The sequence below is a fragment of the Pseudomonas sp. BF-R-30 genome (assembly GCF_019956175.1).
Taxonomy (GTDB): Bacteria; Pseudomonadota; Gammaproteobacteria; order Pseudomonadales; family Pseudomonadaceae; genus Aquipseudomonas; species Aquipseudomonas jessenii.
This window is the reverse complement of the sequence record NZ_JAHBDE010000008.1, coordinates 1-24,653: the sequence shown is the minus strand read 5'-3', so window position 1 is coordinate 24,653 and position 24,653 is coordinate 1. Positions and strand designations below refer to the sequence as shown.

Below are 24,653 nucleotides of genomic sequence, written 5' to 3'. Positions count from 1 at the left end.
CATGCACCTGCTCAGGACCCAGCCCGGCGGTTTCGTGTCGGATGACAACATTGCCGACCTTGGACAAACCCCCGCCGAGCTGGTGGTCCTGTGCAGCGGCGATTCCAGCCTGGCGCTGCTCGCCGAAGCTGCGCAGCAGTTGCCCGACGATTACCCGAGCGTGCGCCTGGCCAACCCGATGCAGGTGCAGAACCATGCCTCGGTTGACCTGTACGTCGATGAAGTCTTGCGCCACGCCAAGGTCATCCTGATCTCGCTGCACGGCGGCATCGCCTATTGGCGTTATGGCATCGAGCGTCTGGTCGAGCTGTCGCAGCGCGGCGTGCAGCTGATTCTGGTGCCGGGTGATGATCGCCCGGACCCGGAACTCAGCGACTTGAGCACCGTCGGTGCCGAGGATCGCGACCGGCTCTGGCAGTTTCTGCGCCAGGGCGGCATGGGCAACGCCCTCGACTTCTTCCGCTGCCTGGCCAACCGCTGGCTGGCGAGTGATTACACCTGGGGCGAACCGCAAACCCTGCCACGCACGGCGATTTACCATCCGCACAAACATTCTGCCGCACTGAGCGACTGGCAGGCCGATTGGCATGCCGATCAACCGGTGGCGGCGGTGCTGTTTTACCGCTCGCATCTGCAGGCGGCGAACACCGCTTTCATTGACGTTTTTTGCCAACGGTTGCAGGCGGCGGGGTTGAATCCGTTGCCAATCGCGCTGGCGAGCCTGAAAGAACCCGGCTGCCTTTGCGTGGTCGAGGACTGGCTCGACGAGGCCTGCGTCTCAGTGATTCTGAACACCACCGGCTTTGCCCAGTCCAGCCCGGAAGCACCGCATGTGCGGCCATTCCGCCGCAATATTCCGGTGATCCAAGCGATTTGCGCCCAGGACAACGAACCGGGTTGGCGCGCCAGTGAACAGGGGCTTGGCCCTCGCGACCTGGCGATGCACATTGCCTTGCCGGAACTGGACGGGCGCATCATCAGCCGCCCGATCAGCTTCAAGGACCTGGCGTGGCGCAGTGAGCGCAGTCAGTCGGATGTAGTCTGCTACCGGCCACAACCGGAGCGCATGGACTTCGTTGCCGAACTGGCGCGGCGCTGGATCGATCTGGCGCGGGTGCCCAATGCTGAAAAACGCATTGCCTTGATTCTCGCCAACTACCCGACCCGCGACGGTCGCATCGGCAATGGCGTCGGCCTCGATACCCCGGCAGCGGCGCTGAATATCCTGCGGGCGTTGCATGCCGAAGGTTATCCATTACCGGCTGAGTTACCAGACAGCGGCACCGCGCTGATCCAGCAGTTGCTCGGCGGCGTCAGCAACGATCTCGAGACCCTCGACCTGCGTCCGTGCCAGCAAAGCCTGGGCATGGATGATTATCTAGTGATGTTCAACGCCCTGCCTGAAGCCAATCGCGCGGCGGTGCTCGAACGTTGGGGGGCGCCGGAAAACGACCCGATGTGTCGCAGCGGGCGGATGATGATCGCCGGCCTGCGTTTCGGCCTGACCTTCGTCGGCATTCAGCCGGCCCGGGGTTATCAGGTCGACCCGAGCGCGGTGTATCACGACCCGGACCTGGTGCCGCCCCACGGCTACCTGGCCTTCTACTTCTGGCTGCGCAACACCTATGGCGCCCACGGCGTGATCCACGTCGGCAAACACGGCAACCTCGAATGGCTGCCGGGCAAGGGCGTGGGGCTGTCGGAACATTGCTGGCCAGACGCTTTGCTCGGGCCGCTGCCGAACATCTATCCGTTCATCGTCAACGACCCGGGCGAGGGCGCCCAGGCCAAGCGGCGTACCCAGGCGGTGATCATCGATCACCTGATGCCACCGCTGACTCGCGCCGAAACCTACGGCCCGCTGCGTAACCTCGAGCTGTTGGCCGACGAATATTACGAAGCGCAGCTGCTCGATCCGCGCCGAGCCCGAGAGTTGCAGCGCGACATCCTGCAACTGGTGCGTGACACCCACATCGACCGTGAACTGCAACTGGACGAACAACTCGACAGCGATGCCGACGCGGCGATCTGGTTGCCGCGACTCGACACTTACCTGTGCGACTTGAAGGAGTCGCAGATCCGCGACGGCCTGCATGTGTTCGGCGAATCGCCCACCGGACGTTTGCGCATCGATACCTTGCTGGCGCTGTTGCGCATTCCACGGGGCGATGGCCGGGGTGCGCAGTCGAGTCTGCTGCGGGCGCTGGCCAAGGCCTTGGGACTAGGATTCGATCCGCTTGATTGCGCCTTGGCCGAGCCGTGGACCGGGCTCCGACCGAATGCCTTGTCGTTGATCAGCACTGAACTGTGGCGCACCACCGGCGATACCCGCGAACGCCTCGAACTGTTCGCCACACAACTGATTTCGCAGGCATTAGCTGACCCCTGTGGGAGCGAGCTTGCTCGCGATGGTGTGTCAGTCGACACCAATGTGGCTGACACACCATCGCGAGCAGGCTCGCTCCTACAGGAGGCGGGCTGGTCTGAGGTGCAAGCCATCCTCGACAGCCTGCGCGAAGTGGTCGCGCCAAGGCTGGACGCCTGCGGTCCGGCGGAAATGCGCGGATTGCTCGACGCGCTTGGCGGTCGCTTCGTCCCGGCCGGTCCCAGCGGCGCGCCCAGTCGTGGTCGTCTTGACGTGCTGCCCACCGGGCGCAACTTCTATTCGGTGGACGTACGCAACCTGCCGACCACCACGGCGTGGCGCATCGGGTTCCAGTCGGCCAACCTGATTCTCGAACGGCACCTGCAAGACCACGGCGATCATTTGCGCCAGCTCGGCTTGTCGGTGTGGGGTACCGCAACCATGCGCACCGGTGGCGATGACATCGCCCAGGCGATGGCGCTGATGGGCGTGCGCCCGGTCTGGGCCACCGGTAGCCAGCGGGTCGATGATTTCGAGATTCTGCCGTTGAGTTTGCTCGACCGCCCGCGGGTGGACGTGACCTTGCGTGTGTCCGGTTTCTTCCGTGATGCCTTTGCCAATCTGATTCGTTTGTTCGACGCGGCGGTGCAAGCGGTGGCCGATCTCGATGAGCCGGACGACCTGAACCCGTTGGCGGCCAAGGTACGCGCCGAGCGTGCAGCCTTGCTGCAGGCGGGGCTCGATGAAGACGCAGCGCGACGTCAGGCCGGCTGGCGGATATTCGGGGCCAAACCCGGTGCCTACGGCGCGGGTGTACAGGGCGCCATCGACGGTCGCCTGTGGCAGAGCCGCGAGGACCTGGCCGAGGTCTACCTCAACTGGGGTGGCTACGCTTACGGCGGTTCCGACGAAGGCACCGCCGCCCGCGAACAGTTCAGCCAGCGCCTGAGCCAGGTACAGGCGGTGCTGCAAAACCAGGATAACCGCGAGCACGATCTGCTCGACTCCAACGATTACTACCAGTTCCAGGGCGGCATGCTCGCGGCGGTGGAGAGCCTGAAAGGCGAGGCGGCGGCCAGCTATCATGGCGACCACAGCCAACCGGACCTGCCGAGGATTCGCACCTTGAAGGAAGAGCTGAACCGGGTGATCCGCTCCCGGGCGGCCAACCCGAAGTGGCTCGAAGGCGTTAAACGTCACGGCTACAAAGGTGCGTTCGAATTGGCTGCGACGGTCGACAACCTTTTCGCCTTCGACGCCACCACGCAGTTGATCGACGATCACCAGTACGCGTTGCTGGCCGATGCCTATTTGCTCGATCCGGGCACCCGGGATTTTGTCCGCGAACACAATCCTCATGCCTTGCGCGATATGACCGAGCGCATGCTCGAGGCGCAACAACGGGGAATGTGGAAGGAGCCCGGCGAGTACCGCGAGGCGCTGGAGAATCTGTTGCTCGATATAGAGGAAGACAGCTAATCACCGCAAATCCTGTGGGAGCGGGCTTGCCCGCGAAGCCGTCAACACAGTCGACATCGATTTCGACTGTCAGGCCGCCATCGCGAGCAGGCTCGCTCCCACAGGGATTGGGGTGGCTGTGACGATTACCGACCATGACCGAGATAGAACAATGACCGACACCCCGCATTTCCCGCTCTGCGCCGTGGTCGGCGCCGACGATTTGAAGCTGGCCCTGTGCCTGACCGCCATCGACCCGAAAATCGGCGGCGTCCTGATCGAAGGCCCGCGGGGCATGGCCAAGTCGACCCTGGCCCGCGGTCTGGCGGATCTGCTGGCCAGCGGTCAGTTCGTCACCTTGCCGCTGGGCGCCACTGAGGAGCGGCTGGTCGGCACCCTCGATCTCGATGCGGCACTGGGCGAAGGTCGCGCACAGTTTTCCCCCGGCGTACTGGCCAAGGCTGACGGTGGCGTGCTCTATGTCGACGAGGTCAATCTGTTGTCCGATCATCTCGTTGACCTGCTGCTCGATGTGGCCGCCAGCGGCACCAATCTGGTGGAGCGTGACGGCATTTCCCATAGGCATTCGGCAAAATTCGTGCTGATTGGCACCATGAACCCGGAAGAGGGAGAACTGCGTCCGCAATTGCTTGACCGTTTCGGTTTGAACGTCGCCCTCGGTGGTCACACCGCGCCGGTCGAGCGTGGTCAGATCATCCGTCGTCGCCTGGATTTCGACGCCGACCCGCAAGGTTTCTGCGCCGAATGGGAATCCGCACAGGCGACTCTGCGTGACCGTTGCCAGAACGCACGCAATGCACTGGCAAGCATTCCCCTCGACGACCAGGCGCTGGCACACATCACCGAACGCTGCTTCGCCGCTGGCGTCGATGGTTTGCGCGCCGATCTGGTCTGGCTGCGCGCTGCCCGGGCTCACGCTGCCTGGCGCGGGGCGAACGCCATCGCCGAGGAAGATATCGACGCAGTCGCCGAGTTCGCCTTGCGCCATCGCCGTCGCGAACATTGCGCACCGACGCCTCAGTCATCCCAGGCGACGCAACAATCGGCGCCTCAGCACGCCAACCCGAGCGAAGGGCAGGGCCAGTGGGGCGAGTTGCCTGCCCAGGCGCTGGCGGTCGGTGCACGACGTGAAGTGCCGAGCTGGCCAAAAAAGCCCTAGGCATTCGCCCACGCTCCCATGCGGGGGCGAATGCCAGACCCCGAGCCGGGCGGCTGGACCACGGCAAACAGGGTAAGCGTCATACGGCCCGTAGCGGCTCGGTCAACTGGCCTGGCACATTGCTCAATGGCCGACCGCGTCAGCGCGACGACCTGTTGTTTCAGCTGCGCACTCGCTCGCCCCACGAACTGTGGCTGGTGATCGTTGATGCCTCCGCATCGACCCGTCGTCATCAGGCATTGAGCGATGCCAAGGGCTTGCTGGCGCAGTTGTTCGACGATGCCTATCGCCAGCGTGCGCGCCTGGCCCTGCTCACGGCCAGCGGTGCTGCACCGAAGTGGCAGGTGCAGGGGTTGAAGGCCTCGACCGGGTTGCGCCATTGGCTCGATGGCCTTGGCGCCGGGGGCGGTACGCCGTTACTGGCCGCGTTGGGCGAAGCGGGGCGATGGCTTGGTGCACGGCAAAAGCGTTTTCCGGCAGAGCAGCAGCGGTTGTTGCTGGTGACCGATGGACGGCTGAAGGACTGGCCGTTGTTGCCCGTCCTGGAGTGCCCGGGGTTATTGATCGATATCGAGCGCGGGCCGATCCGGCTTGGGCGCAGCAGGGTGTTGGCGACGCAGTTGCAGGCCGAGTATCGGCACATTGACGAGCTGCTTCCTGGCTGAAGTTTACTTTGTCTGCACGGGCCTCATCGCGAGCAAGCTCGCTCCCACATTGGTCCGGGTGAACACAAAGTCTGTGAACACCGAATGATCCCTGTGGGAGCGAGCTTGCTCGCGAAGGCGGAGGGTCAGTCAACATCAATTTCGGATTACTCCCACATTGGTCCGGGTGAACACAAAGTCTGTGAACACCGAATGATCCCTGTGGGAGCGAGCTTGCTCGCGAAGGCGGAGGGTCAGTCAACATCAATTTCGGATTACTCCCAAATTGGTCCGGGTGAACACAAAGTCTGTGAACACCGAATGATCCCTGTGGGAGCGAGCTTGCTCGCGAAGGCGGAGGGTCAGTCAACATCAATTTCGGATTACTCCCACATTGGTCCGGGTGAGCACAAAGTCTGTGAACACCGAATGATCCCTGTGGGAGCGGGCTTGCTCGCGAAAGCGGTGGGTCAGCCACCACCAACTTCGGATTACTTGCCCATCGCCTGCCGGTATTGCCGGGTGCGCTTGCCAATGTATAACCGGTCGAGAATCAACGCCCACAACGCCGAGACTTCAGGTCGGGTTGTGCGCCCACGGCTCAAGCGATGCAGCTGGAACTTGACCACCGCCATGCTCGCCAGCGCCGCCAGTGGTTTGCGCTTCCAGCGGATCGGCGGCAGTTGCGGATGACTGTCCTGGCCTTCGCGCCAGTGCTTGACCAGCTGTGGTTCCACAGCGAGCGCGGTGCCGATGCCGGCCATGGCAAGGCCGCTGTCGAGGACCTGTTCGACGATTGCCAGACGCCGGATCCCACCGGTCACCATCACCGGCATCCGTGCCACGCTGGCCAGTTCGCCGGCCATTTCCAGAAAGTACGCCTCCCGCGCCAGGGTTCGGCCGTCGCGCGCCTCGCCTTGCATGGCAGGTGCTTCGTAACTGCCACCGGAGAGTTCCAGCAGGTCGATCGGTTGTTCGTTGAGCCACTGGATCACTTGCCGCGCATCATCGGCATCGAAACCACCGCGCTGGAAATCTGCTGAGTTGAGTTTTACCGACACACAAAATTGCGGCGACACCGCTTGGCGAACCGCCTCGACGACGGACAACAGCAGACGCGCACGATTTTCCAGGGATCCGCCCCATTGATCGGTGCGCCGATTGGTCAGCGGCGAAAGGAACTGGCTGATCAGGTAGCCGTGGGCGGCGTGGATCTGCACGCCGGTAAAACCGGCTTTCTCGGCCAGTGCGGCGCTGGTGGCGAAACGTCGGATCACCTCCTGGATGTCGTCCGCGCTCATGGGTTTGGGTTCGGCGAACATCTTCGAGAACGGGCCCAGATCCAGCGCAACCGCCGACGGCGCCAGAGCTTGCTGACCAAGGTTGGCCATGGTCTGGCGGCCAGGATGGTTGAGCTGCACCCAGAAATGCGCACCGCCGGCCCGACCGACGCTGGCCCACTGGCGGAAGCGCTCCAGGTGGCGCTCGTCTTCCAGCGCTACTCCGCCGGGACCGGTCATGGCGCGACGGTCGATCATTACATTGCCGGTCAGCAACAAGCCGGCCCCGCCCTCGGCCCAGGCCTGATACAGGCGAAGCAGTGCCTTGTCGGGTACTTGATCGGTATTGGCGAGGTTCTCTTCCATCGCGGCTTTGGCAATGCGATTGCCGATGGTCTGGCCGTTGGGCAAATTCAACGCTTGAAAGGGCGACATGCTTGACTCCTCGTAGTGATGAGCAGAGGCTAAGCTTAAAGTTAACTTTAATGTCAAGCAGGTAAATGAGGCCGCAATGAAGATCGGTGAATTGGCGCAGTTGAGCGGGTTGACCGCATCGCGGATCCGCTTTTACGAGTCTCAGGGGTTGATCCGCCAGGTCGAGCGTTCTGCCAACGGTTATCGGCGTTACTCGCAACAGGCGCTGCAGACCCTGCAAATCATCCAGTGCGCACAACAGGCCGGTTTCAGCCTGGAAGAACTCAGGCAATTACTGCCGGATAATGTGACGGGCGCGTTCTAGCACGATGAGTTGATGGCCGGCCTGTATCGCAAGATCGAGCAGATCGAAGAGATGCAACGGCACCTGGCCCATAGCAAGGCGCAGTTGCTGGGCTGGATCGACACCCTCCAGGCCCGGCCCGAAGGCATGAGCTGCGATGAAAATGCCGAGCGGGTGATGACGTCATTCAAGCACTAGGTCAGCCAGGGACACGGGAACGGGATCGCGCATCAGTGTACCGGCCCTGCGCGCGCCCGACTGTGAGCACGTTTCTCGCGGGATTTTTACTGTTGAGCGGGCAAAACAGTTTGAGTGACAGGGTAGGCAAAAGACTCAGTGTTATCGATAGTCGCAAAAACGATTTGCTCCTCTCCCGGCTTTATGGGAGCAGATACGTTTCGTGAAAAGCTGATGTATCGGTCTGGTTTCCAGCGGGTTGTACTCAAGCCTATGAGATACGGGATTAAAGTAGCCCCCGTATAAAACTCGCCAGGTGGAACAGAGAAAATGGTGGTAATGGAGGTTTTAATTGGAAAAAAGATCGCGCCAGGGTAAGTGCCACATAACGGATAGTTCGGAGCTCCTTGTGAACATTTTGACGGTGGCTCCTGGCCGACTACCAGTTTGGTGGGTGGTGAACTTACACCCGTGACCACAACCGAAAATGAAATGCCCTTGCCTGGCAGGCTTTGCAGATTCAATTGTGACATCGTGAAGTTACCGTTAGACAGCGTGGATACCTGCTTCAAAATGACGTCATCGCTGGTTTTCGCCGTTACCATGAACGGGCCTGTAGCCGTGGTCCCAACGATCGTGCCCGAGATGGATGTGGCACTTTTTGAAAGCGGTGTCGTAATGCAAACTTCAGGGCCATTCTGGCCGATGTACTCTCCATTGACCAGGCTGCTGCACTCTTCGCTGACCGTGGAAACAGTCGCGTCCGGATCAATATTGCAACCCGTTAAACCCATCCCCAGCGTCGCGCAAAAAAATAAAGTTCTCGCCGTATTCATGTTCGATCCCCTTTGGTTTCGATAGTCGATGCGGCGCCAGTATTTCCTTGCCTACTCAGAAGCGTCTACTGTCATAGTTGACAGTAGCAAGCAGATTGGTCGGGTTTAAACAGATCTTTTTTCGGTGGCACACATCGCTCGGTTAGCGATGAGGACGCGCGGTGCGGTAGGTGGGATAGATAGCTTTATTGATGAAATGTGTAGCGATCCTTCCTGGTATGTTTTGACTCATACAAGGCCGCATCGGCCTTGATCAGCGTCTGGTTCAGTGTGTCACCGTCGAGCACCCGGGCCAGGCCGTGCGTTTGGTAACGTTTTTTTTTCTGTTTTACGCATCCTTTGATTCAAAACAAATTTCAATCTGCCTCACATTCCCTCCGCATCCTGTGGCACACTTTCTGCCGTCTATTCCGTTGTTATATACCAAGTTCCGCTATAGCGGAATTAATGAGGCGGCGGACAGTAAGCTCGATAGCGCTATGGTCCGCGACAAACTGATTGTGGTTGCCGGCAGCACGAATGCGCCTTGGCACCTCCAGGACTTTTCAAAAGCACGCGCTTTCAACCTTCACTTTCAATCAGGAGAAACACGCATGAGCATTACTCGTTACGGCACCGGCAGCACCGCCGGCGGCGGTCAGCCTCGTCCATTCGCCCGCGCTGTCGAAGCCGATGGCTGGCTGCACGTGTCCGGCCAGGTGCCGGCGCTGGATGGCGAGATCATTGTCGGTGGTATCGTCGAGCAGACTCACCAGACCATGAAGAACCTGATCGCTATCCTTGAAGAGGCCGGTTATGGCCTCGAAGACGTGGTGCGTACCGGCGTGTGGCTGGAAGACCCGCGGGATTTCTGGAGCTTCAACAAGGTGTTCTCCGAGTACTTCAAGCCAGAACATGCCCCGGCGCGGGCCTGTGTGCAGGCGAACATGATGGTCGACTGCAAGGTCGAGATCGACTGCATTGCGTACAAGAAAAAGGCTTGAACCGAGTCGCGCCCATCGCGGGCAAGCCACGCTCCCACAGGTTTGTGTGCTGCCACAGATTGCAGACACACCACCATTCCCTGTGGGAGCGGGCTTGCCCGCGAAGGCGGCCTGACGATCAGCGCGGCACACTGGGTAAACTCCAGGCGACCATGAATGGGAACCACTGAAATGACCGAAGACACCATCAAGCGCCGGGCACGCGGGCTGGACCGGGCGTTCGATATCCTCGATTTCCTCAAGGAGATCGGCCAGCCCTTGCGCCCGAACGACATCGCCAACGGTATCGGCAGCCCCAAATCCACGGTCTACGAACTGGTGGCCTCGCTGCTGGAACGACGCATCCTGGAGCCGGTGGGCAAGGACGGTCATGTCTACCTCGGTCGCCAGTTGTACTTTCTCGGGCAGGCACACCTGCGACATTTCGACCTGACTCGCGAGGCCGATCACGCCTTGCAGGAAATCGTCAGCCAGACCCGTGAAACGGCGCAGATGTGCCTGCTCAACGGGCGCAAGTACACCGTTGCGCTGATGAAGGAGGGGGAGCGGCATTTCCGCATTTCCTCGGACATCGGTGAAAACGCGCCCATCCCCTGGACCGCATCCGGGCGCTTGCTGCTGGCGCACCTGAGCGACCAGGCAATCGTCGACCTGATCGACCACGACGACTTCATCCTGCCCAACGGCGAACGCTTGGAACTTGCGCAATTTCTCAAGGAAATCCGTCAGGCCGGTATCGATGGTTTCTTTTCCTTCGATAGCGTCGCCGACACCTTTACCCATTGCTTCGCCGCACCGGTCAAAGACCCCAACGGCGTGGCCATCGCGACCCTGTGCATCGTCGCCCCCCGGGCCGATGCCAAGAACAACTACAACGACTACCGCCGGGTGCTGATCGAAAGCGCCAATAGCCTGGCCCGTCGCATCAACGAATAACAGCGGCTGCCTGCGGCCGCGTGAACGAGGAGTTCGACCATGTCTTCTGCCCCCAATACCGCCGCCGTGGAAAAAGGCACCGCACCCAAGGGCGCGAACCTGGTGCGTGACGTCAGCCTGCCTGCGCTGGTACTGCACCGCGAGGCACTGGAACACAACATTCGCTGGATGCAGGCGTTCGTCAGCGACAGCGGAGCGGAACTCGCGCCCCATGGCAAAACCAGCATGACCCCGGCGCTGTTCCGGCGCCAACTGGACGCCGGTGCCTGGGGCATCACCCTGGCCAGCGCCACCCAAACCCGTGCGGCCTACGCTCATGGTGTGCGCCGGGTGCTGATGGCCAACCAGTTGGTCGGTACGCCGAACATGGCGCTGATTGCCGACCTGCTGGCCGACCCGACGTTCGACTTCTATTGCATGGTCGATCACCCGGACAACGTCGCCGACCTCGGCGCCTATTTCGCTTCCCGTGGCGTGCGTTTGAACGTCATGATCGAATACGGCGTGGTCGGTGGTCGCTGCGGTTGCCGCAGCGAGCAGCAAGTGCTCGACCTGGCCAAGGCCATCGCCGCGCAACCGGCGCTCGCCCTGACCGGGATCGAAGGCTACGAAGGGGTGATCCATGGCGATCACGCAGTGACCGGTATCCGCGATTTCGCCGCATCACTGGTGCGCCTGGCGGTGCAGTTGCAGGACAGCGGTGCCTTCGCCATCCCCAAGCCGATCATCACCGCGTCGGGTTCGGCCTGGTATGACCTGATTGCCGAGTCGTTTGAAGCACAGAACGCCGCCGGGCGTTTCCTCAGCGTGCTGCGTCCCGGCAGTTACGTGGCCCATGACCATGGCATCTACAAGGAAGCGCAGTGCTGCGTACTCGACCGTCGCAGCGACCTGCACGAAGGCCTGCGTCCGGCGCTGGAGGTGTGGGCGCACGTGCAGTCGCTGCCGGAGCCGGGGTTTGCGGTGATTGCCCTGGGCAAGCGCGACGTGGCCTACGACGCCGGTTTGCCGGTGCCATTGCTGCGCTACAAGGCGGGCGTCGTGCCGGCCAAAGGCGATGATGTGAGCGTCTGCAAGGTGACTGCGGTGATGGACCAGCATGCGTTCATGACCGTGGCACCGGGGGTTGATCTGCGGGTGGGCGACATCATTTCGTTCGGCACTTCGCACCCGTGCCTGACGTTCGACAAGTGGCGTGTCGGTTGCCTGGTGGATGAGCAACTGAACGTTATCGAGACCATGGAAACCTGCTTCTAAGACTGAAATCGCGGCGCGGCTTTCGCGAGCAAGCCCGCTCCCACAGGGTTGTGTGTACACCGAAGATCCAATGTGGGAGCGGGCTTGCTCGCGAAGAGGCCCTACCAGACAAAAAGAGAAACCCGCGTATGAACACCATCAACACCTTGGGCCCCGACACTCCACGCATCGCCCTGATCGGCGAGTGCATGATCGAGTTGCAGCATCGCGCCGATGGCAGCCTGCAACAGAGCTTCGGCGGCGACACATTGAACACGGCCGTGTACCTGTCCCGGGAACTGGGAGAGGACGGTTCCGTGGACTACGTCACCGCCCTGGGCGATGACAGTTTCAGCGACGCGATGTGCCAGAGTTGGGCGGCGGAAAATATCGGGCTCGCCATGGTCCAGCGTCTGCCCGGACGCCTGCCGGGTTTGTATTGCATCCAGACTGACGCTGCCGGTGAGCGACGCTTCCTGTACTGGCGCAACGAAGCGGCCGTCCGCGATTGCTTCACCACCCCGGCCGCCGCGCCGATTCTCGCCGCGCTGCCGGATTATGATGTGCTGTACTTCAGCGGCATCACCCTGGCGGTACTCGGTGCGCAAGGTCGGGAAAAACTGCTGGAAACCCTGATCGAAGCCCGCCAGCGCGATGCGCGGATCGTGTTCGACAACAACTACCGGCCACGGCTTTGGGCATCGGTCGAGGACGCCCGGGCGGCATATCGCAGTGTGCTGGCGTATGTCGACCTGGCGTTGCTGACGGTGGATGACGAACAGGCGTTGTTTGGTTATGCCGATGCTGACGCGGTGTTTGCCGCGTATGAGCAAATCGGTACGCCGGAAGTGGTGCTCAAGCGCGGCGCACAAGCGTGCCTGATTCGTTGTGATGGAGAGTCGTTCGAAGTGCCGGCGCAGAAGGTCGAGCGGGTGGTGGACACCACGGCGGCGGGGGATTCGTTCAGCGCGGCGTATCTGGCTTCGCGGCTCAAGGGCGGCAGCCCTTCGCAAGCCGCCGAGGCCGGGCATCGGTTGGCGAGCCGGGTGATTCAGGTGCCGGGGGCGCTGATTCCCAGAGATTGAAATGCATTAACTGGGGCGAGGGGGGCTTTGTGGCGAGGGGGCTTGCCCCCGTTGGGCTGCGAAGCAGCCCCAAACCCTGTCTACCGGATTTATCTGACATGCCGAGTGCAGCGAACTCACGAGTGCTGCGCACTCGAACGGGGGCAAGCCCCCTCGCCACAGGGGCCTGACCAGCCACTCAATCCCGGTAAAACACCTGCACCAGGTGATACCCGAACTTGCTCTTGATCGGCCCATGCACCACCCGCAGCGGTTTCTTGAAGATCACCGCATCAATTACGCCGACCATCTGTCCCGGCCGCACTTCACCGAGATCGCCGCCGCGCTTGCCCGATGGGCAGGTCGAATACTTCTTGGCCAGTACGTCGAACGCTTCGCCCTTGGCGATGCGTTGTTTGAGCTGCTCGGCTTCTTCCGAGGTTTTCACCAGAATATGGCGGGCTTGAGCTTTCATGTGGCGGTTACCTTGCAACGGTGGTGGCTATGTGGGCGGCAGTGGGGGGCGCGCGATTATGCCTCAACTCAGTCCGGTTGACTGATCATCGTGCGAATCTTGTTGGCCAGCAGATCGATGGAAAACGGCTTGGCTACCATGTCCATGCCCTCTTCGAGAAAACCCTGGCGCTCGGCGGCGATCTCGGCGTAACCGGTCATGAACAGCACTTTCAGTTCGGGACGATGCTGGCGGGCGATTTCCGCCAGTTGGCGGCCGTTCATGCCCGGCAACCCGACGTCGGTCACCAGCAGGTCCACCCGCAGGTCCGACTCCAGCAGTGGCAGGGCGCCCTTGGCATCTTCGGCTTCATGGGCGCGGTAACCGAGCTCATTGAGCAGGTCCAATACCAGCATGCGCACCGCCGCATCGTCCTCGACCAGCATCACGGTTTCGCCGGCAATCGCCGCCGGTGCCTCGCCGATGACGGGCGACAAAACTTTTTCCGACTCGGTCGAATGCAGGCGCGGCAGGTACAAACGCACGCTGGTGCCCCGTCCCGGCAGGCTGAACAGACTGACGTGGCCCCCCGATTGCTGGGCGAAACCGTAAATCATCGACAAGCCCAAACCGGTGCCCTGGCCGATGGGCTTGGTGGTGAAGAAGGGGTCGAATGCCTTGGCCAGCACCGAGGGCGTCATGCCGGTGCCGTTGTCGCTGACGGCAATCATCACGTAGTCACCGGCCTTGACCGGTTCCAGGGTCGTCATGTCACTCCCGTCGAGGTACACGTTGGCCGTTTCGATCTGCAGCTCGCCGCCATCGGGCATGGCGTCCCGGGCGTTGATCACCAGGTTGAGCAGGGCGTTTTCCAGCTGGCTGACATCGGTGTTGACCCGCCAGATGTCCTCGGCCAGTTGCAGGTCGAGCTCGATATGGTCGCCCTTGGTACGCCTGAACAAGTCTTCCAGAGAGTGGATCAGCTCGTTGGGGTTGAGCGGCTTGCGATTGAGTGATTGGCGCCGGGAGAACGCCAGCAAGCGATGGGTGAGGGCGGCGGCGCGGTTGGCCGAGGACACGGCCGCTTCGGTGAATCGACCGATCTCGCTGGCGCGGCCGTCGGCAATGTAGCGTTGCATCAGGTCGAGGCTGCCGATGATGCCGGTGAGCATATTGTTGAAGTCATGGGCGATGCCGCCGGTAAGCTGGCCGACCGCTTCCATTTTCTGCGCATGGCGCAAGGCGTCTTCGGCACGTTCGCGCTCGAACATCTCGTTCTGCAGACGCTCGTTGGCTTCGGCCAGTTGGCGGGTGCGGGCGGCAACCCGTTCTTCAAGGGTTTCGTTGAGGTTACGCAGGGCTTCTTCGGTCTTTTTACGCTCGGTTTCATCGATCACGAAGATGTAGAAACCGTTCACGGCGCCATCCGCGCCGTGGCGTGGCAGGTAATTCATCAAGGCCTGGCGGATGCTGCCGTCGCGGTGTGGCGTGCTGATGCTGAAACAGCAGGGCCGGCCGGACAGCGCCTCCTTGATGTGCGGAGCGCGCAGCGCATAGGCTTCTTCGCCGAGCACTTCAAGAATGGTTCGCCCGTAAAGCTCTTGCGGCGTCAGCCCGTACCAGTCGAGGTACGCCGCATTGTTCAGGCGAAAGCGCTCTTCGCGGTCGACGTAGCTGATCAGGACCGGCATGGCGTTGATGATCAGTTGCAGCTCGGTCTGGCTCTGGCGCAGGGCCTGTTCGGTGTGTTTGCGCTCGGTCAGGTCCAGGGCGGCGCCGAGGAAGCGCACCGGCCGGCCATGGTGATCCTTGTAGCAGCGACCCCGGGCAAATACCCAGCGCATCTGACCGTCGGTTTGCAGCAGGCGATACTCCTCGGCGTATTCGGTGCCATGGGTGATGCAATGCTTGATGCTGCGGGCGATCAGGGCGCGGTCTTCGGGGTGTACGCCGTGCAGGTATTCACTGATCGGCAATTGACTGGCCATGGCCGGGTCGATGCCATGCAGTTGGGCAAAATGCGCATCGGCGATGAAACGGTCCTCGCTGATGTCCCAGTCCCAGGTACCGACCGCATCGGTGGCGGCGAGGGCCAGTTGCAGGCGTTCCTCGGTTTCACGCTGGGCCTTGAGGCTGGCCGCCGAGCGCTGTTCGAGTTCGAGGGCGATGCGCCGGCGTTCGTTGGTTTCGATGGCGGTGACCAGGATCCCGGACACCTGGGCACCTTCGTCGCGGATCGGGCTGTAGGTCAGGTCGAGCCAGAAGTCAGACTCCCGGTCCCCGCGTTGCAGGGTAAAGCGCTGCTCGCTGTAGGTGCGCACCTGACCTTGCAGGACGGCGCTGTAGATCGGGTCGGTGAAGTCTTGCAACTCTGGCCAGATCAGGTGTGTCGGTTGTCCGAAAGCGTGCGGATGCTTGTTCCCGGCGAGCAGGGCGAAGCCGTCGTTGTAGATTTGCGTCAGTTGCGGGCCCCATAACAGCAGCATCGGCATCGGTGAGTGAATGACGATGTCCACGGCGGTTCGCAGGCTTTGTGGCCAAGTGCTGGCAGCGCCCAGCGGGCTGCTCGCCCAGTCGATTCGGGCGATCAAGGCCTGGGCATCGCTGGCGGTTGGTATTGCGTTCATCTGGGAGTCCTGCGCCAATTCGCTATAGCTGGCGTCTATTCTTGCACAGGTGACAGGCGCAGGTTGATTCGAAGGCTTGAGCGGCTACTGTGGGAGCGGGCTTGCTCGCGAAGAGGGCGTGTCAGTCGACATCTTTGTTGGCTGACCTGCCGCCTTCGCGAGCAAGCCCGCTCCCACAGGTTTTTGTGGCGCTTCAAGACTGGAGTTCGGGCCTGTTTCGGTACTGCTCCAGCGCCTCGGGATTGGCCAAGGCATCAGTGTTCTTCACTTTCTGCCCATGCACCACATTGCGCACCGCCAGCTCAACGACCTTGCCGCTGATGGTCCGGGGAATGTCCGTCACTGCAACAATCTTCGCCGGCACATGACGCGGCGTGGTATTGGCGCGAATCACCTGGCGGATCTGCCGTTGCAGGGCCTCGTCCAGTTCGAGCCCGTCGCGCAAGCGTACGAACAGCACCACCCGCACGTCATCCTGCCACTGCTGACCGATCGCCACGCAGTCGAGCACCTGGGGGACTTTCTCCACCTGGCGATAGATTTCCGCCGTGCCGATGCGCACGCCGCCGGGGTTGAGCACGGCATCGGAGCGACCGTGGATCATCATCCCGCCATGGGGCAGTTGCTCGGCGTAATCACCTTGGGCCCAGACGCCGGGGAACAGGCTGAAATAGGATTTGCGCAGTTTTTCGCCATCAGGATCGTTCCACAGGCCAATGGGCATCGCCGGGAAATGCCGGGTGCAGACCAGTTCGCCTTTTTCACCGATCACCGGGTGGCCTTCGTCGTTCCACACTTCAACGGCCATGCCCAGGCTCTTGCCCATGATTTCGCCGCGCCGCACGGGCGACATCGGGTTGCCGTTGACGAAGCACGAGACGATGTCGGTGCCGCCGGACATCGAAGCCAGGCACGCGTCAGCCTTGAAGTCGCGATAGACGAAGTCGTAACTGTGCGGCGACAGTGCCGAGCCGGTGCAAAGCAACGTCTTGAGGCTGCTCAGGTCATGACTTTCACGGGGCTTGATACCGCTGCTTTCCAGGGTTGCGAGGTATTTGGGACTGGTGCCGAAGACGCTGATGCGTTCGTCGTCGATCAGGTCGATCAAGCGTTGTGGATCGGGCTGGAACGGTGAGCCATCGTACAGCACCACGGAGCTGCCTGTGGCCAGTGCCGACACCAACCAGTTCCACATCATCCAGCCGCAGGTGGTGTAGTAGAACAGCCGTTCACCGGGGCCTAGATCGCCATGCAGGCCGTGTTCCTTGACGTGTTGCAGCAACACGCCGCCGGTGCTGTGGATGATGCATTTGGGCACGCCGGTGGTGCCGCTGGAGTAGAGGATGTACAGCGGATGGGCGAAGGGCACGGGGACGAAATCCGGCTCGCCGCCGGGTTCGTAGAAATCGTCCCACAGCGTCACGTTGGCCTGGGTGTGGAATTCTTCGATGTGCGCCTGTGGCCGGGCGTAAGGTACGACGATCAGCTGTTGCAGCGAAGGCAGACGCTGGAGGATCTCGTTGACCTTGGCGGTCTGGTCTATCTCCTTGCCGGCATAGCGGTAGCCGGCGCAGGTCACCAGTACTTTCGGTTCGATCTGACCGAAACGGTCAACCACCCCCTGGGTGCCGAAGTCAGGTGAGGAGCAGGACCAGATAGCGCCAAGGCTGGTGGTGGCGAGCATGGCCACCAGTGTCTGCCAGGTGTTGGGCATGCACGCGGCGACCCGGTCACCCACACCGACACCGGCGGCGATCAAGCCATTCTGAAAACCGGCGACCTGCTCGGCGAGTTCAGCCCAGGTCAAATGTTCACGCTGACCGTTTTCGCCGACGGCTATCACGGCGATCGCATCGTCGCGACGCTGTAGCAGGTGTTCGGCAAAGTTCAGCGTTGCACCGGGGAACCATTGGGCGCTGGGCATCCGGGGGCCTTCGAGCAGCACGGCGTCGGGCTGATCGTGGAAGCGGATGTCGAAGAAATCGACGATGGCCTGCCAGAAGTCCGGGCGTTGATCGATGGACCACTGGTGCAGGGCAGGGTAGTCGTCGATCTTGAGGTGGTGTCGCTGATTGATGAAGCGGCGAAAGGCTTCCATGCGGGTCTTGCCAATGCGTTTGGCGTCGGGTTGCCAGAGGATGTCGGACATGGTTTGCCTCTTCTTTTTTATGCCTTCACACAGGCTGATGTGGCGCCGGCTTTTGTGGCGAGGGGGCTTGTGTGGCGAGGGGGCTTGCCCCCGTTGGGTGGCGAAGCCGCCCCAAAAACTCACAGACGATTCAGGTTGTCTGATTCACGACTGCTTCGCAGCCGAACGGGGGCAAGCCCCCTCGCCACAAGGGTCTATCAGCCAGTCACTGTGCCAACCACCCACCATCAACATTCCACGCCGCGCCCCGCACCTGGCTGCCGGCTTCGCTGCACAGGAACAGCACCAGTTCACCCAGTTGCGGCGGTGTCACGAATTCCAGCGATGGCTGCTTTTCAGCGAGCAAATCGTGCTGCGCCTGCTGCGGGTCAACTCCACTGGCGGCACGATCATCAATCTGCTTTTGCACCAGCGGCGTCAATACCCAGCCTGGGCAGATCGCGTTGCAGGTGACCTGGGTGGTTGCGGTTTCCAGCGCGACCACTTTGGTCAAGCCGATCACCCCATGCTTGGCGGCGACATAGGCAGCCTTGCCCACCGAACCGACCAGGCCATGCACCGAGGCAATGTTGATCACCCGGCCCCAGCCCTTGGCGCGCATGCCCGGCAGGCTCAAGCGGGTGCTGTGGAACACCGACGACAGGTTGATGGCGATGATCGAATCCCAACGCTCCACCGGAAACTCATCCACCGCTGCCACGTGTTGAATGCCAGCGTTGTTGACCAGAATGTCGACGCCGCCGAACTCGCGCTCGGCGTAGGCGATCATGTCGGCAATTTGTGCCGGATCGCTGACATCGGCCGGGTGATGGCCGACCTTGCCGCCAAACTGTTGCACCTGGGCGATCACTTGGGAGGCATCGCCAAAGCCATTGAGGATCAGGTTGGCCCCGGCCTTGGCCAGGCTGAGGGCGATCCCCAGGCCGATGCCGCTGGTTGAGCCGGTGACCAGTGCGGTCTTGCCCGAAAGAGTCGTCATGAATACCTCACACAATGCCAGTGGCGTAGAAAGTGCCGATCACCACGAAAACCGCCAGGGTCTTGATCAGCGTAATACAGAAAATATCTTTGTAAGCCTCGCGGTGGGTCAGCCCGGTGACCGCCAGCAGGGTAATCACCGCGCCGTTGTGCGGCAGGGTGTCCATGCCGCCGCTGGCCATCGCGGCGACCCGGTGCAGCACTTCCAGCGGAATGTTCGCCGCGTGGGCTGCGCTAATGAACTGCTCGGACATCGCCGCCAGCGCGATGCTCATGCCGCCGGAGGCGGAACCGGTGATGCCGGCCAGCAGGGTCACGGTAATCGCTTCGTTGACCAGCGGGTTGGGAATGCTCTTGAGCCAGTCGGCCAGAACCAGGAAACCCGGCAGGGACGCGATCACCGCCCCGAAACCGTATTCCGAGGCCGTATTCATCGCCGCCAGCAAGGCACCGCTGACCGCACTTTTACTGCCTTCGGCCAGCTTTCGGCTGATCGCCTTGTAGCCGAACACCAGCACCATGAGGATGCCGACCAGCAAGGCTGCCTGTACCGCCCAGATCGCCGTGAGCTTGGCGATTTCCGTGGTCACCGGCGTGGCCATGCCCGGCAGCGCGAGGCTGTGGGTCTTGCCGTACACCTGCGGAATCCAGTGGGTGAACAGCAGGTTCATAATGCCCACCGCCAGCAGTGGCGACAGCGCCAGCCACGGGTTGGGCAGCTTCAGGTCGGGGGCGGTTTCCGGCTCGTTGCGCAGGTCCGAACCATAGCCTTCACCGGTACGCTGGGCCTTGTTGCGCTGGCGCTGGAGAAACAGCATGCCGGCGCAGAACACGAAGATCGTGCCGATCACGCCCAGCCACGGCGCCGCCCAGGCGGTGGTGTTGAAGAAGGTGCTGGGGATGATGTTCTGGATTTGTGGCGTGCCGGGCAGGGCGTCCATGGTGAACGAGAAGGCGCCCAGCGCAATGGTCGCCGGGATCAGTCGCTTGGGGATGTTGCTCTGGCGGAACATTTCAGCGGCAAACGGATAGACCGCGAACACCACCACAAACAACGATACGCCGCCGTAGGTCAGCAAGGCGCAGACCAGCACGATCACCAGCATCGCCTGGCGGGTGCCGAGCAGGCGAATGGCTGCCGCGACGATGGAGCGCGAGAAACCGGACAGTTCGATCAGCTTGCCGAACACCGCGCCGAGCAGGAACACCGGGAAATACAGCTTGATGAAGCCGACCATTTTTTCCATGAACACCCCGGTGAAAGCGGGGGCGACGGCAGACGGGTCAGTCAGCAGGACAGCGCCGAGGGCGGCAATCGGGGCAAAAAGGATAACGCTGTAGCCACGGTAGGCAGCCAGCATCAGCAGCGCGAGGGCTGCCAAGGCAATGATCACACTCATGGTGTGTCTCCTGGGTTGTTATTTTTGTTGGGTGAAGCCTGGTGGGAGAGGCGTATAGCGAGTTTTGTGCCATCTTGTTAAGTTGTTGAAATATAAGAATATATTTGATTTATGAGGGTTGAGTTCGAAGGCTTTGTCTCTAATTTGAGACTTTTGGCGATGGTGCTGCCCTCATCGCGAGCAAGCTCGCTCCCACAGGGGGACGGAGTAGTTCAGTAGAGCAAGGTCTAATGTGGGAGCGAGCTTGCTCGCGATGATCTGTCTATCAATGGAGATTGCTGTCTCTCTATTGAGACTCGGCAATCCCCAGCGCCGCCATTTTCTTGTACAACGTCGACCGCCCCAGCCCCAGTCGCGCCGCCGCATCAACCACCTTGCCCCCGCATTGCGCGAGGGTGGTTTCGATCAATTGCCGGTCAAATCGCTCCCGCGCCACACTGAACGTCTCGTGGGCAAGCGGTTCGATGGTCAAGGGCGCCACGCGTTCCACCGGTATGAATGTACCGATCGCCCCGCGGATGTCCGCCACCGTCAGGCGCAAATCATCACTGAGCAGCGCGGCCCGCTCCAGCACATTGCGCAGCTCCCGGATGTTCCCCGGCCAGGCGTGTTGCCCCAGCAGTTCCAGGGCCTCGTGGTGCAATTCATGCTGGCTGCGCAGTTCTTCGAGAATGGCCTCACTGAGCGCCGGCACGTCATCGAGGCGGTCACGCAGGGGCGGAACCTGGATCGGCAGCACGTTGAGCCGGTAGTACAAGTCGGCGCGGAATTCGCCGCGCTTGATCGCGGCTTCCAGGTCCGTAGAGGTCGCGGCGATTACCCGCACATCGCTCTGGATCACTTCGTTGGAGCCCACCGGCTCGAATTCCTTTTCCTGCAGCACACGCAGCAGTTTGCTTTGCAGGGGCAGCGGCATGTCGCCGATTTCGTCGAGGAACAGCGTGCCGCCCTGGGCGATCTGCAATTTGCCGGCGCGGCCCTTGCGGTCGGCACCGGTAAACGCGCCGGGGGCGGTGCCGAAGAATTCGGCTTCCAGCAGCGATTCAGGAATCGCCGCGCTGTTGATGCTCACGAAAGCCTTGTGCGCGCGGGGCGAGGCGTTGTGGATCGCCTGGGCCAGCAACTCTTTGCCGGTACCGGTCTCGCCGAGCAGCAATACCGGCGATTCGGTGCTCGCACTGCGCCGGGCGCGGCGTTTGACTTCCAGGCTGGCGGCGCTGGTGCCGATGAAGTGGGCGAAGTTGTATCTGGTCTGCCGCGCCCGCAGCAGCGAGCGGGTGGAGGCCAGTTCTTCCTGCATGCTCATGTAGCGCTTGAGCATCGGCGACAGGCTGCGCAACTCGTCGAACAGGGCGAAACCGATGGCGCCGATGACTACGCCGGCATCGTCGTGAATCGGCAGGCGCATGACCACCAGCGGTTCTTTGGAGGTGTCTTGCATATCCAGCAGAATCGGCCGGCCGGTGCGCACCACCTCACGCAGCAGGCTGCCGGGGATCACGCTTTCGCAGGGCTTGCCGATCGCGACTTCGGCCGATGGCAGGCCGAAGCGTCGGGCATAGCGCTCGTTCATCCAGACGATGTTGGCATCGCGGTCGACAATCACCGTGCCCTCGCTTGATTGTTCGATGATTTCGAACAGCGAACGGATCGCCAGCAAGCGAACGCGCTGGTAGTCCTTGAGGCTTTCGGTGGTGTTCATGGGTTTGATCCTGATGATTTATTGCCTGTGGCGGCCCCTTCGCGAGCAAGCCCGCTCCCACATGGGATCTGTGAACGACACCGATCAACTGTGGGAGCGGGCTTGCTCGCGAAGGCCGCAACGCGGTTTAACGGCCAGATTATGCCTGCCCCAACATCGCCGCCGCCAATAGCTCCTTGGTGTACGGATGCTGCGGTGAGTCAAACACCTCATGGCTGGCGCCGCGCTCCACCACTTTTCCGTCCTTGATCACGATCATGTCGTGGGCCAGGGCGCGCACCACTGCCAGGTCATGACTGATGAACAGATAGGTCAATCCGTATTTTTCCTGAAGCTGACGGAGCAGGGCGACCACTTGTTTTTGCACCGTGCGGTCCAGCGCCGAGGTCGGTTCGTCGAGCAGGATCAGCGCCGGCTTCAGCACCAGCGCCCGGGCGATGGCGATGCGCTGTCGCTGTCCACCGGAAAACTCGTGGGGATAGCGATGGCGACTTTGGGGGTCAAGGCCGACTTCGTTCAGTGCCCGGATCACTTCGGCATTGCACTCTTCAGTGCTCAACTGGCTGTGCACTTCCAGGCCTTCGCTGATGATCTGCGCGACCGACATCCGCGGGCTGAGGCTGCCGAAAGGGTCCTGGAACACCACCTGCATCTTCTTGCGCCACGGCCGTAGCTGTTTTTGCGTCAGACCGTCCAGCGCCTGGCCTTGAAAGCGAATACCGCCTTCGGAGTCGAGCAAACGCAGGATCGCCTGGCCAAGGGTGGACTTTCCCGAACCGGACTCGCCGACGATGCCCAGGGTCTTGCCGCGTTGGATATTCAGGCTGATGCCATCCACTGCACGCAGCCAGGTCTTGCGCTGAAACAGGCCACCACCGACGGGAAACCGCACCTGCAGGTTGTCCACCTCCAGTACGTTTTCGCGCTCGTCCCGGGGCAAGGCTTCGCCCTCGGGTTCAGCGTGCAGCAGTATGCAGCTATAAGGGTGCCTGGGTTCGGTGAACAGGGTTTCGCACGGCGCCTGCTCGACAATTTCCCCGGCCTTCATCACGCACACGCGCTGGGCGATGCTGCGCACCAGATTGAGGTCATGGCTGATCAGCAGCAGCGACATGCCCAGCCGCTGTTGCAGGGATTTGAGCAGCAGCAGGATTTTGCGCTGCACCGTCACATCCAGCGCGGTGGTCGGTTCGTCGGCAATCAGCAGTTCCGGTTCACACGCCAGGGCCATGGCGATCATCACCCGTTGGCGCTGCCCGCCAGATAATTGGTGGGGATAGGCCTTGAGGCGCTCTTCGGGTTTCTGGATGCCTACCAGATGCAACAATTCGAGGATCCGCGCTTGCGCCGCCTTGCCCGCCAGGCCTTTGTGCACCAGCAAGGTTTCACCAATCTGTTTTTCGATGCTGTGCAGCGGGTTGAGGGAGGTCATCGGCTCCTGGAAGATCATCGCGATGCGATTACCGCGCAGTTTGCGCAACTTGCCGGCATCGGCGCCCACCAGTTCCTGGCCGCGATAGCGGATGCTGCCTGTCGTCTCGGTATCGGTTTGCGGCAGCAGTTGCAGGATTGAGTGGGCCGTCACCGACTTGCCCGAGCCCGATTCGCCCACCAGCGCCAGGCATTCGCCGGGGCGGATGTCCAGGCACAGATTGCGCACCACGGTCTGGCCACTGAAGGCCACGCTGAGGTCACGGATTTCGATCAGGTTGGTCATATCAACATCCGCATCAAGATCGAGGGTCAAGACCGAGGATCAAAAGCGTCGCGCAGTGCTTCGCCAATGAACACCAGTAAAGAAAGAATCAGCGCCAGGGTGAAGAACGCCGTCAGTCCCAGCCATGGCGCTTGCAGGTTTTGCTTGCCCTGACCGATCAGTTCACCCAGGGAAGCGCTGCCCGCAGGCATGCCGAAGCCGAGGAAGTCCAGCGCCGTCAGGGTGGAAATCGCCCCGGTCAGAATGAACGGCAAGTAGCTCAAGGTCGCGTTCATGGCGTTGGGCAGAATGTGCCGCACGATGACTTTGCGGTCGGTCAGGCCCAGCGCGCGCGCGGCCTTGACGTATTCCAGGTTGCGCCCGCGCAGGAACTCGGCGCGCACCACGTCCACCAGGGCCAGCCATGAAAACAGCGCCATGATTCCCAGCAGCCACCAGAAATTCGGTTCGACGAAGCCCGACAGGATGATCAGCAGGTACAACACCGGCAACCCGGACCACACCTCCAGCAGACGCTGGCCGAGCAAGTCCACCCAGCCGCCGTAATAGCCTTGCAGGGCTCCGGCCGCGATGCCGATCAGGGCACTGACAAAGGTCAGCATCAAGGCAAACAGGATCGACACCCGGGCACCGAAGATCACCCGGGCCAGAACGTCCCGTGCCTGGTCGTCGGTGCCCAGCCAATTGACGCTGGAGGGCGGGCTGGGCACCGACGACCAGGCACGGGACGTTCTGGCCCGGGTGATCTT

General features: G+C 61.8%; 17 protein-coding genes and 2 pseudogenes. 8 read left to right on the top strand and 11 right to left on the bottom strand.

Annotated features, from left to right (window positions below):
- Nucleotide 1: 1 nt before the first annotated feature.
- The 3 genes from cobN (at nucleotide 2) to KGB20_RS05540 (ending at nucleotide 5,668) form a co-directional block, all read left to right on the top strand.
- Complete coding sequence (gene cobN / locus KGB20_RS05550; RefSeq protein WP_159390129.1) at nucleotides 2–3,844, top strand: cobaltochelatase subunit CobN; 3,843 nt, start codon at nucleotides 2–4, stop codon at nucleotides 3,842–3,844.
- 151 nt (nucleotides 3,845–3,995) lie between these two features.
- Nucleotides 3,996–5,003, top strand: coding sequence for an ATP-binding protein (locus KGB20_RS05545; RefSeq protein ID WP_102671353.1), 1,008 nt, complete (start codon nucleotides 3,996–3,998; stop codon nucleotides 5,001–5,003).
- A 119-nt stretch (nucleotides 5,004–5,122) separates the two neighbouring features.
- Nucleotides 5,123–5,668, top strand: a complete 546-nt coding sequence (locus KGB20_RS05540) for a vWA domain-containing protein (RefSeq protein ID WP_174245520.1) — start codon at nucleotides 5,123–5,125, stop codon at nucleotides 5,666–5,668.
- Nucleotides 5,669–6,138: 470 nt separating this feature from the next.
- Here KGB20_RS05540 and KGB20_RS05535 read toward each other — a convergent pair whose 3' ends face one another.
- Nucleotides 6,139–7,362, bottom strand: a complete 1,224-nt coding sequence (locus KGB20_RS05535) for an NADH:flavin oxidoreductase/NADH oxidase family protein (protein WP_159390128.1) — start codon at nucleotides 7,360–7,362, stop codon at nucleotides 6,139–6,141.
- Between the two features lie 76 nt (nucleotides 7,363–7,438).
- Here KGB20_RS05535 and KGB20_RS05530 point away from each other — a divergent pair.
- A pseudogene (locus KGB20_RS05530) lies at nucleotides 7,439–7,843 on the top strand (MerR family transcriptional regulator).
- 86 nt (nucleotides 7,844–7,929) lie between these two features.
- On the opposite strand, the gene KGB20_RS05525 reads toward KGB20_RS05530, so the two are convergent.
- Complete coding sequence (locus tag KGB20_RS05525) at nucleotides 7,930–8,658, bottom strand: hypothetical protein (RefSeq protein WP_159390127.1); 729 nt, start codon at nucleotides 8,656–8,658, stop codon at nucleotides 7,930–7,932.
- Nucleotides 8,659–8,843: 185 nt separating this feature from the next.
- A pseudogene (locus KGB20_RS05520) lies at nucleotides 8,844–8,957 on the bottom strand (GGDEF domain-containing protein); the annotation flags it as partial.
- A gap of 294 nt (nucleotides 8,958–9,251) precedes the next feature.
- On the opposite strand from KGB20_RS05520, the gene KGB20_RS05515 reads away from it, so the two are divergent.
- From KGB20_RS05515 to KGB20_RS05500, 4 genes are all read left to right on the top strand, one after another.
- Nucleotides 9,252–9,641, top strand: coding sequence for a RidA family protein (locus KGB20_RS05515; protein WP_057714589.1), 390 nt, complete (start codon nucleotides 9,252–9,254; stop codon nucleotides 9,639–9,641).
- 171 nt (nucleotides 9,642–9,812) lie between these two features.
- Nucleotides 9,813–10,577, top strand: a complete 765-nt coding sequence (locus KGB20_RS05510) for an IclR family transcriptional regulator (protein WP_150814471.1) — start codon at nucleotides 9,813–9,815, stop codon at nucleotides 10,575–10,577.
- 39 nt (nucleotides 10,578–10,616) lie between these two features.
- Nucleotides 10,617–11,834, top strand: a complete 1,218-nt coding sequence (locus KGB20_RS05505; RefSeq protein ID WP_150814467.1) for an amino acid deaminase — start codon at nucleotides 10,617–10,619, stop codon at nucleotides 11,832–11,834.
- 128 nt (nucleotides 11,835–11,962) lie between these two features.
- Nucleotides 11,963–12,898, top strand: coding sequence for a sugar kinase (locus KGB20_RS05500; protein WP_154859792.1), 936 nt, complete (start codon nucleotides 11,963–11,965; stop codon nucleotides 12,896–12,898).
- 178 nt (nucleotides 12,899–13,076) lie between these two features.
- Here the strand turns inward: KGB20_RS05500 and KGB20_RS05495 are convergent, their stop codons facing one another.
- From KGB20_RS05495 to KGB20_RS05455, 8 genes are all read right to left on the bottom strand, one after another.
- Nucleotides 13,077–13,352 (bottom strand): peptidylprolyl isomerase, encoded by a 276-nt coding sequence (locus tag KGB20_RS05495; RefSeq protein ID WP_007898282.1) that lies wholly within the window; start codon nucleotides 13,350–13,352, stop codon nucleotides 13,077–13,079.
- 68 nt (nucleotides 13,353–13,420) lie between these two features.
- Entirely contained in the window at nucleotides 13,421–15,958 is a 2,538-nt protein-coding gene (locus tag KGB20_RS05490; protein WP_159390126.1) for a PAS domain-containing sensor histidine kinase, read from the bottom strand.
- Between the two features lie 193 nt (nucleotides 15,959–16,151).
- Entirely contained in the window at nucleotides 16,152–18,107 is a 1,956-nt protein-coding gene (locus KGB20_RS05480; RefSeq protein WP_154859794.1) for an acetoacetate--CoA ligase, read from the bottom strand.
- 205 nt (nucleotides 18,108–18,312) lie between these two features.
- Nucleotides 18,313–19,086 (bottom strand): 3-hydroxybutyrate dehydrogenase, encoded by a 774-nt coding sequence (locus KGB20_RS05475; protein WP_154859795.1) that lies wholly within the window; start codon nucleotides 19,084–19,086, stop codon nucleotides 18,313–18,315.
- A 7-nt stretch (nucleotides 19,087–19,093) separates the two neighbouring features.
- Nucleotides 19,094–20,485 carry a GntP family permease gene (locus KGB20_RS05470; protein WP_090455620.1) on the bottom strand — a complete coding sequence of 464 codons (1,392 nt, stop codon included), beginning with the start codon at nucleotides 20,483–20,485 and terminating at the stop codon, nucleotides 19,094–19,096.
- Nucleotides 20,486–20,771: 286 nt separating this feature from the next.
- Nucleotides 20,772–22,187: a sigma-54 interaction domain-containing protein gene (locus KGB20_RS05465; protein ID WP_150814069.1), complete on the bottom strand. Its 1,416-nt coding sequence runs from the start codon at nucleotides 22,185–22,187 to the stop codon at nucleotides 20,772–20,774.
- Between the two features lie 139 nt (nucleotides 22,188–22,326).
- The gene (locus tag KGB20_RS05460) at nucleotides 22,327–23,904 is read right to left on the bottom strand and encodes an ABC transporter ATP-binding protein (RefSeq protein WP_057714606.1); all 1,578 of its coding nucleotides are present in this window, start codon (nucleotides 23,902–23,904) and stop codon (nucleotides 22,327–22,329) included.
- 26 nt (nucleotides 23,905–23,930) lie between these two features.
- Nucleotides 23,931–24,653, bottom strand: a 723-nt coding sequence (locus KGB20_RS05455; RefSeq protein ID WP_223532138.1) for an ABC transporter permease, incomplete at its 5' end; no start/stop codon positions are given.